Source organism: Variovorax sp. AC103 (genome assembly GCF_979254005.1).
The window spans coordinates 70,639-84,271 of the sequence record NZ_CEEDFC010000020.1 but is presented as its reverse complement, the minus strand read 5'-3'; the positions used below and the strand labels follow the sequence as shown (position 1 = coordinate 84,271).

Genomic DNA, 13,633 nt, shown 5'->3' with positions numbered 1-13,633 from the left:
TTTTGGTTCCTGGAGAAATTGAATGAAATGTCTAGCCAACACGAAGGCACAGAACGGCTTTGCGTCGTCCTTGCTGCGCGCCGGCACGCTCGCCGTCGCCGTGGCTTTGTCCGCCTGCGGAGGCGGAGACGGAGGCGGCGCTTCCTACGCATCGGCCTTCCTGCCCGCCGTGCCTGCGGCGGACGCGGGAGGCGGCACCGCAGGCCCGTCACCCGACGTCACCTGCAAGGACTTCGACGGCAACGACGTCACTGTCAAGCCGAAGACGATCACGGTCTACAACAATTCCGACCGGGTAATCTATCCGGTCCTCTCGACGAGCGAGAACGCCAAGAACGAGTGGATTCGCGGCTGCTTCCGTGTCGATGACAAGCTCTATCCGACCACCAGCGTCTACAAGCTGTACGTGAACGAAGGAGCCGGCATTCCGGTCAATTCGTCGGTGACGGTAACGCTTCCGCTCTACAGCGAACTGTCGACCGAGAACTTCATCACCTGGTGGAACGGCGGCCGGGTCGTGCTGGCCGACAGCAACGAGAGGCTGCGCCAGGACGAGGACAAGAAGCTGGACACGCCGGCTGCCGTCACCTGCAAGGGGCAGAACACGAACTGCGCATTGAGTGTCTATTCGAGCAAGGTCCAATTCCCCGAGAACATCTACGCCCAGTTGTCGGAATACACGTTTGGCGACGCCGTCATTCCGGCCGGGCAAAAGCCGCTGTTGAAGCCCGACAACGTCGGCTACAACATCTCGTACGTCGACCACGTCTATCTGCCGATCGGCATCGGCCCCAAGAACAATCCCTACATCGGATACAGCGGCTCGGTGCAATCCCTGCCCGCGTTTGCCAATGCGCTGGGCGCTTTCATGGGCACCGACACAGGCAAGGGATGGCCGGTCTACAACCTGAATTCCCTGAAGCTGCCGGGCGGCTACAACATCTTCGCGCAACGCGAAGGCGTGGTGCCTGCCATCGACAACGTGCCGGTCAAGCCCGCGAACGGCGGCGTGCCGGTGTTGACCGTGCAGAAGTGCATCGCCGGCCAATGCACCGAGGACGAAAAGAAGAACCTGCACTACGGCGATGCGGTTCAGCGCATGCAGAACCTGTGGGGCTCGTGCGTCAACTGGGGGGGCGAAGACCTGAGCGCCTATGTGACGCAAACGGTCAGCTGCCCGGCCGACATGGCGACCAAGATGGACGCGGTCAAGCAGTTCTTCGCGCAGAACCACCAGAAGTACCTGGCGCTGCACACCGGCACTGCATGCAAGACCTCGACGCCCGAGAAGCCGGTCTTCACCTACATCGAGGCGCTCAAGCACATCTACGGCTGGGTTCCTTTCAACGAAGGCTGCAGCGCGAACGACAACAAGCTCTCCGACACGAGCATTCCCGGATGGACGCACGAAGCGATCCAGCCCATGTACATCCACGACCTGCAATACAACTACAAGCAGGCTGCGGTCCAGAACGATCCGAAGCTGAACTTCAACCCGTATGTCTCGTTGATCCACGAGAGCCTGCAGATGAATGCCTACGGCTTCTCGGTCGACGATGCCGTCGGTTTCATGAGCGAGTTGGGCGACGGCCTGGTCTTCGTGGTGGGCGGGCCCAACGGTCTGGAGAACCCCAAGCAATTCAGCTATCTGGATGGCTTCGCGTTGGCGATCGGTTCGCCGGACGAGGTGAGCCAAGGCAAGTCGCTGATCAAGAAGTACGGCGTGTGTGCGTTGAACCAGGATGCGAAAGATCCGAACTGCAACGCCGACAAGCAGGACGTCGTCATGCCGACCACCAGCAAGATCGCCGGCTTCCGCGTGGGCAGCGTTCCGAGCTATCCGGTGAAGGTGCGCTTTACCGATCTGAAGGACAACCTGTACACCTTCCAGGTCATCGACAGGTTCGCGGCCTGCGCCGCGGGCGCTGCGGGGGTTGACTGTCCCAGCAACAAGGCTGCGATCCAGGCCGGCGTGTCCTGCAGTGTCGTCCGCAGCGACGGCACGGTGCATCCAAACTCCAGGAGATGGTGCGACGGGGCCAATCCGAACCAGAGCAGGGATGTCAAGGACCCGCAGGTCACCAAGAATTTCATGAGCTTCCCGGTGCCGGTCGATTACCTGCCATGACGAAAACCCGTTTGAATGGCCTGGCCGCTGCACTGGCCCTGTGCGCCCTGGCCGCCTGCGGCGGCGGAAGCTCGCCCATGTCGCTGGGCAGCACCGCCAATGCGCAGTCCAACGGCGTCGTGGCTTTCTCGGTCACGCCGGTGGTCATGCATGTCAAGAACACGCCTGTGCCGGTGAAAGGCGCCGACGGCCTGTACCACCTGGTCTACGAGCTGAAGATCGACAACTTCGCCGGCGATACCGCCGTCGTCAAGGGCATCGATGCGATCGACCTGGGCACGGGTGCCACCGTCGGTTCGCTGACGCCGGCGGACATCGCACAACGCATGGCGGTGAACGACAAGCGCACGGCACCGGGCACCCTCGGCCCGGCGCAGGGCGGCCTTGTCTACATGCACTTGAGCTTCAAGGACGCGGCCGCCGTTCCCAAGACCCTGGTGCATCGCCTCTCCATCGCCTTCGAGGGCGGGAATCCCTTCGTCGGGATCGTTGCGCGCACCGTGCCCGCCGCGCCGACCGCGCTCGTCCTGGAGCCGCCGCTGCGCGGTGCGCTCTACATCGCCGGCGATGCCTGCTGCGACTCCACCCGCCACGTGCGGGCGACCCTGCCGCTCGACGGCCAGCTGTTCACCTCGCAGCGTTTCGCCGTCGACTGGGAGCAACTGGACACTGTGGGCCGCATCTACGTCGGGGATCCGAAGAAGGTCGACAGCTACAACGTCTATCGCAAGCCGATCCACGCGGTGGCGGGCGGCAAGGTCGTCGCGGCGCTCGACGGCCTGGAAGACCAGACACCGGGTGCGCTGCCCGAGAACCTGCCGCCCGAGCATGCCGACGGCAATCACGTGGTGCTGGAGCTGGGCGACGGCCGCTACGCGCTCTTCGCCCACATGCTTCCGGGCTCGGTGGCCGTCACGGTGGGCCAGACAGTGACTGCGGGCCAGGTGCTGGGGCGGGTCGGCAACTCGGGCAACTCGTCGGAGCCGCACCTGCACTTTCATGTGCACGATGGCCCGTCCCCGCTGGCCTCCAACGGCCTTCCGTACCTGATGAAGGGCTTCACCGCATTGCAGCGCGGTGTGTCCACCGCCGCGTTCGACCGGGCGATCGTCGACGGCAAACCCATTGCCGTCGAACCGTTGCCGTCGCCGGGCACGTTCGTGAACGTGATGCCGATGGATCTCTGGATCGTCGATTTCCCATCTTGAAGCAGTCCCACCGCCACAGCCGCGTGAGACGCATCGACCAAAACCTGAGACGAACAAGCTAACGCCGCAATGACATTTACATACAGACTCGACGAGTCACAACCCTTGAGAACTTTCATGAAGAGCCTGCGTCCTGTTTGTTGCGAGCCGCACCGCCGTCGTTTCCTGGGCACCTCCGCCGCGGCGGCGCTGGTGGGCGTGGGCATCGGCACCGCGTCGTCGCGCACCGAGGCGGCGTCGCTCAGCGAGGCACAGCGCAACGCCATGACACCGGACCAGGTGGTCAAGAAAATTCTCGACGGCAATGCCCGCTTCCTGTCGGGCGTGCACAAGGAACGCAACTTCCTGGCCGAGATGCGCTCCAGCGCCAGCGGGCAGTTTCCTGCGGCCATCGTGCTGTCGTGCATCGACTCGCGGGCACCGGTCGAGGTGGTCTGCGACCTGGGCATCGGCGACACCTTCAACGCGCGTGTCGCCGGCAACGCGGTGAACGACGACATTCTGGGCTCGATGGAATTCGCATGCGCCGCGGCGGGTGCCAAGGTGGTGATGGTGATGGGCCACACCGCCTGCGGCGCCACGAAGGGCGCCATCGACAACGTGGTGCTCGGCAACCTCACGCTGCTGCTGGCGCGCTTCAAGTCGGCCATCGACGCCACCGTGTACGAAGGCGCGCGCACTTCCAGGAACTACGCGTTCGTCGACGCCGTGACCAAGACCCACGTGCAGCAGGCGCTGCCGCTCATTCGAGGGCGCAGCGCGGTGCTGGCGGGCCTGGAGGCCGAAGGCAGGATCAAGATCGTCGGTGCCATGTACGACCTTGCGTCGGGCAAGGTCACGCTGGTCTAGCCCCCCTGCGAAACGACCACCGTGTGCCGTATCGCTGCGCAGCCCGGCCGGTTCGTTCCAGCGCAGCCCACCGCCATCGGCCGCCCGCGCCCGGGCAGCCCTCAACCTGTGAACTCCAATGATCGTTGACCCCATTTCCGTGCGCCGCTGCGCGCACGCCCTGCTTCTGGCGGCAGGTGCCGCGTTGGCCGGCTGCGGCGGCGGCGGCGGTGGCAGCGGCGCTGCGGCGATCTTGCCGGCTTCGTCGTCCGGCACGCTGGCGCCTGCGCCGATCGTGACGACCCCCGTCTCCTCTGCGCAGATCGATGCCGCCGTGGCCAAGCTCGACGGCCTGGCGGAAGAAGTCATGCGGCGCTCGAAGATTCCGGGCATGGCGGTGGCCGTGGTGAAGGACGGCCAGGTCGTCTATGCCAAGGGCTTCGGCGTGCGCCGGGTCGGGGCTGCGGAACGCGTCGATGCCGACACCGTGTTCCAGCTCGCATCGATGTCCAAGCCCATGGCCGCGACCGTGGTGGCCGGGCTCGTCGGACGCAATGGCGTGTTCTGGGACACGCCTGCCGTGAACCGGCTGCCCGGCTTCGCCCTGTCGAACCCCGCGGTCACGCCACAGGTGACCATCGGCGATCTGTTCGCGCACCGTACCGGCCTGCCGGCCACGGTCGGCGACAAGCTCGAGGACCTGGGCTACGACCGCCAGCAGATCCTGCAGCGCATGCGCTACGTGCCGTTGAATGCCTTTCGAACTACCTACGGCTATGCCAATTTCGGCCTCACGGCGGGCGCGGAGGCTGCGGCCAACGCGTACGGCACCGACTGGGCCACGCTGTCCGAGAACGTGCTCTATGCGCCGGTGGGCATGAACGCCACCAGTTCGCGCTTCGCCGATTTCATTCAGCGAGCCAACCGCGCGACGCCGCACGTCAAGAAGGACGGAAGCTACCAGGCCCTGTACCAGCGCCAACCCGATGAGCAGTCGCCTGCCGGCGGCGTGAGCTCGAGCGTGAACGACGTCGCGCGCTGGATGACGCTGCTTCTTCAGAACGGCAGCTACAAGGGTCGCACCGTGTACACGGCCGAGGCCCTGCAGCCCGCCATCTCCGAACAGATCGCCAACGGGGGAACCTCCGGCCCACCGCCCGAGCGTGCGAACCACTATGGCTACGGCTTCAACGTCGGAACCTCGACGGCGGGGCGCCTCAAGCTTTCGCATTCGGGCGCCTTCATGCTTGGCGCGGGCACCGCTTTCACCGCGATTCCGGCGGCCGGCGTCGCGATCGTCACGCTCACCAACGCAGCGCCGGTGGGCGCCGCCGAGGCCCTGAACCTGACCTTCGAGGAACTCGTCGAATCGGGCAAGCCCTCGCAGGACTGGATCGCGCTCTTCGCGCAGCGGTTCGCGCCGTTCTACGCGCCCGAGGGCTCGCTGGCCGGCCAGCAACCGCCGTCGCAGCCGGTCGCGGCGCTGGGCCTCAATGCCTATGCCGGCACCTATGCCAGCAGCTACTACGGCAACGCGGTGGTGGAAGCCAGCGGCGGTGCCCTGGTGCTGAAGATGGGACCGACGGGTGCGCGGACCTTCCCGATGCGCCATTGGAGCGGCAACACCTACGTCTACGACCTGTCGGGCGAGAACGCGCCACCGGGGTCCGTCGCCCGGGTCGATTTCAAGCCCGACGCCTCGGGTGTCTCGGCCAGCCTGACGATGGACTACTACAACGAGGACACCACACACGGCACGTTCACGCGAACGCCCTGAGCCTTCGCGTCTGAAAGCAGCGCTGCCCGCTGCACGCACCCGAAGGGGAGGGCTCAGCTCAGCGCAATTGCCCGCGCCGCGTCCAGCCGGGCGATGGCCGTCAGCGCCGCATGGCGCTCCAGCGGATCGGCATCGTCCTGGCTCAGCACCGCGTGGGCCGCGACCCATCCCTCGACCGCCAAGGCAGGGTCCCAGCGGTCCAGGTCGTGCTGCTGGATCTTCTCGACCAGAAGCCGGGCAAAGGGCAGCGGCACACGCCCCTCGCGGTGCAGGCTGAGCAACTGGCACAGCCGGATCTGCGCGCGCAGCCGCGAGGGTGCGTCCGCGGCGCGGGCGATGGCCTGCTGCAGCAGCGCCACGGCCGCCTCGAGTTCGCCGTTGGCCGCGAGCCCGTTGGCCTGCGCGACCACGCTGCCCAGGCCGTCGCCCCTGGTGCCCGGCTCGGCGCCGCCGGTCGAGACCGCAGGCCCGCCCAGGCTGCCGATCCATTCCAGCGTGCGCGCGCTCGCGAAGGGCATGCCGTTGCCGAAGCACAGGCCGTCCAGCCCGGGCAGGCGCTGCAGCAGCGCGAAGGTGGCCCGCTCGACCTCGGCCCGCGCGGCGGCGCCGGCATCGCCCAGCAGGGCCAGCGCGGCGGCACTGAGCGCCTGCAGGTCCAGCCAGAAGGGAAAGGCCGGAAACTGGGACTCGGCGAAGCCGATGGCGTCCAGCGGCGCGGCCGTGTCGTCCTGCATGCGCTGCATCGCATCGGCGACCTGCGAGATGGGCGCGCCGATTCGGGTCAGGCCGCCTGTCGTACCTGCGGCGGGCGGCGGCGCATCCACGCCGGCCCAGTTGGCGAAGCGGCTGATGCGGTAGGCACGTGCATCGCACGGGTCCGCCGCCATCATGGCGTCGACCACCTGGTTCAAGTGCGCGAAGGCGGGTGCCAGCGCGCCGGCGAGGTCGTCTCCGGGCGCCGGCGCGGGCAGGGCGGCCAGCGTGGGCAGGTTGCTCGGCGCCGCGGGCGATGAAGCGGAGGAAGGGGTTTTGGAAGCGGTCGCGGACGGCGCGGGCACCGCCGCCACCGCCGGTGCGTCTTCAGCCACCGGCACCTGGTCGATCAAGGCCAGCAGCGGGCGCATCGAGGGCGCTTCTTCGTCCCTGGCGCGCAGCAGGGCGTCGATGCGTCGGCCGGACGCCGAAAGACCGGCGACCAGCGCGGACGCCTGCGGCGCGAGCGCGCTCCACGGCCGCTCCTGCGCATTCAGTTCGGCCCGGTCGAGCAGCCACTGCAGTGCATTGCGGCGCGCGCGCAAGCGCGCGACGGGGGGCGACATGCCGTCCCAGAAATGTTCGACCAGGTCGCCCAGCACCTGCAGGCCGGCCGCCAGGCCGGGCAGGCCGTCGGTCTGCAGCAGCGCGGCATTGAGGTAGCAGGCCACCAGCAGGTCCTTGCCGCCGTCGGCCAGCAAAGGCGCGGCCAGCTGTGCCACGCGCGGCCAGTCGGTCTGGCCGTCGGCGCTCGGGTTCGAGAGCTTGCTGATCTCCAGTTGCAGCGCGTCGAAGCGCGGGTCCTCGCGCACATTGCCGCCCGCGGGCCGCGTGTCGGTGACGGGTTGGCTTCCGATGCCTTCCAGCAGGGCGATGTCCACTTTGATCGTTCCTCGTGTTCTTGTCGTGCGGCGCGCTCAGTCCCAGATGGCCTCGACCGACAGCGCGTCGAAGTAGTAGCCCGCGCCGCGCTCGGTGCGCAGCAGCGCGGGGCGCTTGGGGTCGGCTTCGATCTTCCGGCGCAGGCGAAGCATCTGCACGTCGATCGAGCGGTCGAACACGTCGTCGAAGGCGCGCGTGCGCTCGATCAGCTGCTCGCGCGTCACGATGGTTCCGGGCGAACCCAGGAACATCACCATCAGGTTGAACTGGCTCGGCGACAGCACCACCTCGCGGCCGTCGACCGCGCGCAGGCGGCGCGTGTTGAGGTTCAACTCCCAGCCGTCGAAGCGGTAGGCGCGCGGATGCTTGCCGCGCGTGACGGGGCTGCGGATCGCGTCGGTGCGGCGCCACACCGCGCGCATGCGCGCCAGCATCTCGCGCAGCGAAAAGGGCTTGACCACATAGTCGTCGGCGCCCAGTTCGAGCCCCATGACCCGGTCGGCTTCGTCCTCGCGCCCGCTCATGCAGATGATCGGGAACCGGTGCTCCTGGCGCCAGTGGCGCGTGAGGTCCACGCCGTCGCCGTCGGGCAGCCCGAGGTCGAGCAGCACCATGGTGTAGTCGCGCTGCTCGACGGCTTCGAGCGACTCCTTCACGTTGCTGCAGATGTGACTCTCGATGCCGTGGCCCGCCAGGTAGCTGCCCAGGAGCGTGGCCAGCGAACCGTCGTCGTCGACGATCAACACGGGCCCGCGGGGTTGCGTGTTCTTTGCTTCGATCTTCATGCGGACCGTTTCTCCAGGGTCTCCAGGGGGGACACGGCGCCGGCCGTGTCGAACAAGGGCACTTCGAGCCGGAACAGGCTGCCGCGGCCCGGCGCCGTGGCCATGCCGACGAAGCCGCCATGCCCGCTGGCCACGCCCGCCACGATCGCCAGCCCGAGGCCCGAGCCTCCCTGCGCATGGCGGGTGGAATAGAACGGATCGAACAGGTGCGGCCAGTGAACGGCGGCGATGCCGTGGCCGTCGTCCGCCACCTCGACCCAGCCGTGCGCGCCGCCGTCGTCGGCCTGCGGATCGCCCAGCACGATGTCGAAGCGGTCGTCGCGCCGCTCCGCGGCGCCGTGCGTGCCGACCGTGAGCGTGACCTGCTGCCGCGCCGCCTGCACCGCGTTGCGCAGCAGGTTCTGCACCGCCCGCGACAGCTGGCCGCGATGGGCGAGCACCAGGGGCGAGGGAAGGGGCGCGCCTCGCACGGCGATGGACGCGCGCGTGATGCGGATGTGTGCCGGGCACAGCGGGCGTGCCATCTCGATCGCCTCGTCCACCAGCGCGCCGAGGTCGACGCGCTCGCGCGCCGGATCGCCCTGGCGCGCGGCGAGCAGGATCTGCTGCGTCATGTCGATGCCGCGCTCGGTGGCGCGCGCGAGCTGCGCCAGCTCGGCCTGGCCCGGGCTGTCGGGCGGGATGCGCTCGCCGGCAATCTCCGCGCAGGCGCGGATCGTGCCCAGCACGTTGTTGAAGTCGTGCGCCACGCCGCCGGCCAGGAAGCCGAGCGACTCGAAGCGCCGCGCCTGGTCGAGCCGGGCGGCCATGCGCTGGCGTTCGCCGATGGCGACCGCCAGCAGCAGCGACAGCACGGCGATGCCGATCAGGTCGACCTGCAGCGTCCACATGCCGTAGCCGTATTCCACGTAGGGCCCGAAGCCCGCGAGCGTGAGGCAGACCATGCCGATGGCGATCGCCGCATTCAGCGGTGCCACCAGCGCGATGCCGCTGCGCACCGCGGCCCAGCACAGCGGCAGCGTGAGGGCCGTGCGCACCACCTCGTCGTGCATGCCCGGCACCAGGGCCAGCGCCACGCACGCGAAGGCGACCGCGATCGGCGACCAGTTGCTGCGCTCGCGCAAGACCGCGTGGGCCGCCGGCGTTCCCCAGGCAAGCAGCGCCGGCACCAGCGTGAGCATGGCCACCGCGTTGGCGACGAAGACGCCGCGCCAAGGCGCCAGCCAGTCGGCCGCGCTGCCCCACCACAGCAGCACGCCCGCCAGCGCCGCATGCAGCATCGACAGGCCCACCGGCAGCAGCAGCGTGAAGAGCAGGAGGCGGCGCGAGGAATCCAGGCGCCCGTCGCGCGCGATCCAGCGCTGCCCGAGCCAGGCGCCCAGCGCGACTTCGAGCAGGGTCAGCACCGCCAGCATGACGTTGACGGCAGACCACGCAGCAGGCGCGCCTGCCCCTGCCGACGGGAGCGCTCCACCTGCCAACGGCGGCGCTCCACCCGCCCACGGCGGCGCTCCGCTCGCCAGCGCCAGCCCCCCGGCGGCCAGCAGCAGGTACAGCGGCCACTCGCGCACACGGCGGCGCCACAGCAACGCCACGCCCATGGCCGGCGCCGGCCAGGCGAGCGCCGACAGCAACGGGTCGGCAGCGATCCCCAGGCCGGCATGGGCCGGAAAAAAGAAGGAAAGGCCGAGCAGCAAAGACAGGCCGGCGCAACCGACCACGACGCCGGGCGGCCGCCTCCAGCCGCCGGCCGCGGGGGCGTTCAACGAGGCGCCGAAGCGCAAATCCGTGGAGCCCGAATCTTTCATCTGTAACGGTTGCATTTTGGGCCGCGACTTTAACTGCCCTGCGTCCATCAATTGCCGGTTGAGACGAAATGACAAAAGTTTGAGATGCATCGACTAACGGGGAAATACTTTTTAACCTGAAACTTCACCGCTCCGGAAAGCCCACGGACATCCGTAGTCGCCTGTCATGAACCGAATACTTTCGGGTGGCATTCGAGCGAAATGCGTGCATGGTGTTTTTTCCCGAATTCATTGCGTTCGATTTCACCCAACTTATTTCAGGAGATTTCCATGGCAGCCGATGGATCAGTCGCTCCCAAGGAGCGCGTCAATATTGTTTATCGCCCCGCCGTCGGCGATGCGCAGTCGGAAGTCGAGCTGCCGCTGAAATTGCTCGTGCTGGGCGACTTCACCCGGCGCGCCAGCGACCAGGCCGTGGAGGACACCAGGCCGGTGTCGGTCGACAAGGACAACTTCAACGACGTGCTGAAGGCCCAGAAGCTCGAACTGAGCATCGGCATCGACAGCAAGCTCGACCCCAAGGCCCCCGAGGGCACGCAACTGCCGGTCAACCTGAGCTTCGAGTCGATCGACGACTTCTCGCCCGACGCCCTCGTCGGGAAGGTGCCCGAGCTGCAGCAGCTGCTGCTGCTGCGCGACGCGCTCAAGTCGCTGAAGGGGCCGATCGGCAACATCCCCGATTTCCGCAAGCGCGTGCAGGAGCTGGTGCAGGACGAACAGGTGCGCGCGCGCCTGCTGGGTGAACTCGGCATCGAAGAAAAGTAACGGAAAGCCCGCCATGGACGAAACACAAGCCCAGCCCGGCGCCGCGGCGCAAGCCGCCGATGCCGCCGCCCCCACCGCCTCGCTGCTGGACCAGCTGGTCGAGTCGGCGCGCGTCAAGCCCGGCGACGATGCCTACCCGATCACCCGCCAGGGTCTGCAGGCGTTCATTTCGCACCTGCTCGAGCCGCAGAACGCCGTCGAGCGCGTGACCCAGGCGACGGTGGACGACATGATCGCGGGGCTCGACCAGAAGCTCTGCGGCGCGGTCGACGCCATCCTGCACCACCCCGAATTCCAGGCCATGGAGTCCGCCTGGCGCTCGCTGAAGTTCCTGGTCGACCGGACCAACTTCCGCGAGAACGTGAAGATCCAGATCCTCAACGTCAGCAAGCAGACGCTGCTGGAAGACTTCGAGGACGCCGCCGACGTCACCAAGTCGGGGCTCTACAAGAACCTCTATACGGCCGAATACGGCCAGTTCGGCGGACAGCCCTTCGGCGCCATCGTGGCCAACTACGAGTTCGGCCCGGGCGCGCAGGATGTCAAGCTGCTGCAGTACGCGGCCAGCACCGCCGCCATGGCGCACACGCCCTTCATCGCGTCGGCCGGGCCGCAGTTCTTCGGCGTCGACACCTTCGAGCAGCTGCCCAACCTGAAGGACCTGTCCTCGGTGTTCGAGGGCCCGCAGTTCGTCAAGTGGAATGCGTTCCGCGAAAGCCAGGACGCGCGCTACGTGGGCCTGACCCTGCCGCACTTCCTGCTGCGCACGCCCTACGGGGCCGACACGGTGCCGAGCAAGAAATTCAACTACCAGGAGAGCGTGGCCGGCGGCAACAAGGACTTTCTCTGGGGCAACGCGGCCTTCGCCTTCGCCTCGCGGCTGACCGAGAGCTTTGCCGACTACCGCTGGTGCGCCAACGTGATCGGGCCGCAGGGCGGCGGCACGGTCACGGACCTGCCGATCTACTCGTACGAGTCGATGGGCGCGATCCAGAACAAGATCCCGACCGACATCCTGATCTCCGAGCGGCGCGAGTTCGAGCTGGCCGAGCAGGGCTTCATCGCCCTGACGATGCGCAAGAACAGCGACAACGCGGCCTTCTTCTCGGCCAACTCGGCGCAGAAGCCCAAGTTCTTCGGCCAGAGCAAGGAAGGCAAGGAGGCCGAGCTCAACTACAAGCTCAGCACCCAGCTGCCCTACATCTTCGTGGTGAGCCGGCTGGCGCACTACATCAAGGTGATCCAGCGCGAAAACATCGGCATGTGGAAGGAGCGCGCCGACCTGGAGAAGGAGCTCAACCTCTGGATCCGGCAGTACGTGGCCGACATGGACAACCCGGCCGCGGGCGTGCGCAGCCGCCGCCCCCTGCGCCAGGCGGAGATCAACGTGGTCGATGTCGAGGGCGAGCCGGGCTGGTACCGGGTCGACCTGAAGGTGCGGCCGCATTTCAAGTACATGGGCGCTTCATTCACGCTGTCGCTGGTCGGCAAGCTCGAAAAGAATTAGCCCTTTATGACGCTATTGACCGCTCATGTTGCATGGGTAACTTGAGCGGTTCAAAGAGAAATGTTGCGGTAACCGCGCCACAACACAATTGACCCAGACGCAGCCAATAGCTCCACCCCAGGTTGCGACAAGGAATTCGAATTCCGCGGAATGCTTTATTCGAAATGACGGGGTTTTAACGTCGGCATGAATTGCCGAACAACGAAAGTACTCAAATGCCGATGCCGTGCTACCTCACCCTCGAAGGTCAAAATCAGGGAAAGATCGAAGGCTCCACCAAGGTCAAGGGCCATGACGGAAAAATTCTCGTGCAGGCCGTCGAGCACACGATCGAAATTCCGAAGAGCCCGCAAACCGGACTGCCCACCGGCAAGCGCGTCCACGGTCCGACCACGCTGACCAAGGAAATCGACAAGTCCTCGCCCAAGCTGTTCCAGGCGCTGACCTCGGGCGAGCAGATGAAGTCGGTGGAGCTCGAGTTCTACCGGATCTCGCCCAAGGGCACCGAAGAAAAGTACTACACGGTCAAGCTCGAGAACGCCATCCTCACGAGCATCCGTTCCTGGACGCCCAACTGCCTGAACCCCGAGAACAAGCAGATGGGGCACATGGAAGACGTGGCGTTCACCTACGAGAAGATCACCTGGACCTTCAATCCCGACGGCATCGAGGCCGAGGATTCCTGGCTCGCGCCGAAGTCCTGAGCGGGCGCAGGCTGAACGTGCGCCGTGAGTGAATTTCGCCTGCTCGAACGCGTGGCCCGCTGGGAAAGCGGAACCGAGCGCCACGGTGCCGCGGCAGCCAGCCTGCTGATCGACTCGGTGATCGCGCACCTGCGCTGCATCCTGAACACCCGCCAGGGCAGCGTGCCGCTCGATCCGCACTTCGGCGTGCCGGACTTCACCAACCTGGCGGGCGGCCTCTCGGCCGGATCGGTGCGCGACATCGAAGTCGCCATCCGGCAGGTGATCCTGCGCTACGAGCCCCGGCTGCGCGTGCCCCAGGTCACGCTGCGCGCCGACCCACTCGACCCCATGTCGCTGCGCTTCGATGTCGATGGCCGGCTCGACGTGGACGGCCAGGAGATTCCGCTGCAGCTGTCGACCATCGTCGGCAGCAACGGCAAGGTCAGCGTTCCCGACCATGCATTGAGGCGCTGAGGCATCGAGCGCCTTGCGCTCACCGCGCCCCC

11 protein-coding genes are annotated in these 13,633 nt (G+C 67.0%); 8 read left to right on the top strand and 3 right to left on the bottom strand.

Going from position 1 to position 13,633, the window contains the following annotated elements; translation table 11 throughout:
* Positions 1 to 22: 22 nt before the first annotated feature.
* From AC0IYU_RS25355 to AC0IYU_RS25340, 4 genes are all read left to right on the top strand, one after another.
* On the top strand, positions 23 to 2,128 hold the full coding sequence (locus AC0IYU_RS25355; protein WP_472122560.1) for a hypothetical protein: 2,106 nt from the start codon (positions 23 to 25) through the stop codon (positions 2,126 to 2,128).
* On the top strand, positions 2,125 to 3,336 hold the full coding sequence (locus tag AC0IYU_RS25350) for a M23 family metallopeptidase (RefSeq protein ID WP_472122557.1): 1,212 nt from the start codon (positions 2,125 to 2,127) through the stop codon (positions 3,334 to 3,336). Before AC0IYU_RS25355 ends, AC0IYU_RS25350 begins: the two co-directional genes overlap by 4 nt.
* Before the next feature lie 117 nt (positions 3,337 to 3,453).
* Entirely contained in the window at positions 3,454 to 4,185 is a 732-nt protein-coding gene (locus tag AC0IYU_RS25345; protein WP_472122554.1) for a carbonic anhydrase family protein, read from the top strand.
* A gap of 118 nt (positions 4,186 to 4,303) precedes the next feature.
* Positions 4,304 to 5,941: a serine hydrolase gene (locus AC0IYU_RS25340; RefSeq protein WP_472122551.1), complete on the top strand. Its 1,638-nt coding sequence runs from the start codon at positions 4,304 to 4,306 to the stop codon at positions 5,939 to 5,941.
* Positions 5,942 to 5,994: 53 nt separating this feature from the next.
* Here the strand turns inward: AC0IYU_RS25340 and tssA are convergent, their stop codons facing one another.
* Genes tssA through AC0IYU_RS25325 form a run of 3 tightly spaced genes read right to left on the bottom strand, consistent with a single transcriptional unit; the run spans position 5,995 to position 10,169 of the window.
* Positions 5,995 to 7,575 (bottom strand): type VI secretion system protein TssA, encoded by a 1,581-nt coding sequence (gene tssA / locus AC0IYU_RS25335; RefSeq protein ID WP_472122548.1) that lies wholly within the window; start codon positions 7,573 to 7,575, stop codon positions 5,995 to 5,997.
* Positions 7,576 to 7,611: 36 nt separating this feature from the next.
* Positions 7,612 to 8,361, bottom strand: a complete 750-nt coding sequence (locus tag AC0IYU_RS25330) for a response regulator (RefSeq protein WP_472122545.1) — start codon at positions 8,359 to 8,361, stop codon at positions 7,612 to 7,614.
* Positions 8,358 to 10,169, bottom strand: a complete 1,812-nt coding sequence (locus AC0IYU_RS25325; protein WP_472122543.1) for an ATP-binding protein — start codon at positions 10,167 to 10,169, stop codon at positions 8,358 to 8,360. Before AC0IYU_RS25325 ends, AC0IYU_RS25330 begins: the two co-directional genes overlap by 4 nt.
* 270 nt (positions 10,170 to 10,439) lie before the next feature.
* Between AC0IYU_RS25325 and tssB the strand changes: the two genes are divergently transcribed.
* The 4 genes from tssB (at position 10,440) to tssE (ending at position 13,601) form a co-directional block, all read left to right on the top strand.
* The gene (tssB, locus tag AC0IYU_RS25320) at positions 10,440 to 10,934 is read left to right on the top strand and encodes a type VI secretion system contractile sheath small subunit (RefSeq protein WP_472122540.1); all 495 of its coding nucleotides are present in this window, start codon (positions 10,440 to 10,442) and stop codon (positions 10,932 to 10,934) included.
* Positions 10,935 to 10,947: 13 nt separating this feature from the next.
* Entirely contained in the window at positions 10,948 to 12,441 is a 1,494-nt protein-coding gene (gene tssC / locus AC0IYU_RS25315) for a type VI secretion system contractile sheath large subunit (RefSeq protein WP_472122537.1), read from the top strand.
* Between the two features lie 215 nt (positions 12,442 to 12,656).
* On the top strand, positions 12,657 to 13,145 hold the full coding sequence (locus tag AC0IYU_RS25310; protein WP_042579186.1) for an Hcp family type VI secretion system effector: 489 nt from the start codon (positions 12,657 to 12,659) through the stop codon (positions 13,143 to 13,145).
* A gap of 24 nt (positions 13,146 to 13,169) precedes the next feature.
* A complete protein-coding gene (gene tssE, locus AC0IYU_RS25305; RefSeq protein WP_472122534.1) occupies positions 13,170 to 13,601 on the top strand; it encodes a type VI secretion system baseplate subunit TssE in 432 nt (143 codons plus the stop codon).
* Positions 13,602 to 13,633: the final 32 nt, after the last annotated feature.

Coding starts and splice junctions, on each gene's coding strand:
- AC0IYU_RS25355 (WP_472122560.1), top strand. CDS start 23: ATGAAATGTCTAGCCAACACGAAGGCACAGAACGGCTTTGCGTCGTCC.
- AC0IYU_RS25350 (WP_472122557.1), top strand. CDS start 2,125: ATGACGAAAACCCGTTTGAATGGCCTGGCCGCTGCACTGGCCCTGTGC.
- AC0IYU_RS25345 (WP_472122554.1), top strand. CDS start 3,454: ATGAAGAGCCTGCGTCCTGTTTGTTGCGAGCCGCACCGCCGTCGTTTC.
- AC0IYU_RS25340 (WP_472122551.1), top strand. CDS start 4,304: ATGATCGTTGACCCCATTTCCGTGCGCCGCTGCGCGCACGCCCTGCTT.
- AC0IYU_RS25330 (WP_472122545.1), bottom strand. CDS start 8,361: ATGAAGATCGAAGCAAAGAACACGCAACCCCGCGGGCCCGTGTTGATC.
- AC0IYU_RS25325 (WP_472122543.1), bottom strand. CDS start 10,169: ATGAAAGATTCGGGCTCCACGGATTTGCGCTTCGGCGCCTCGTTGAAC.
- tssB (WP_472122540.1), top strand. CDS start 10,440: ATGGCAGCCGATGGATCAGTCGCTCCCAAGGAGCGCGTCAATATTGTT.
- tssC (WP_472122537.1), top strand. CDS start 10,948: ATGGACGAAACACAAGCCCAGCCCGGCGCCGCGGCGCAAGCCGCCGAT.
- AC0IYU_RS25310 (WP_042579186.1), top strand. CDS start 12,657: ATGCCGATGCCGTGCTACCTCACCCTCGAAGGTCAAAATCAGGGAAAG.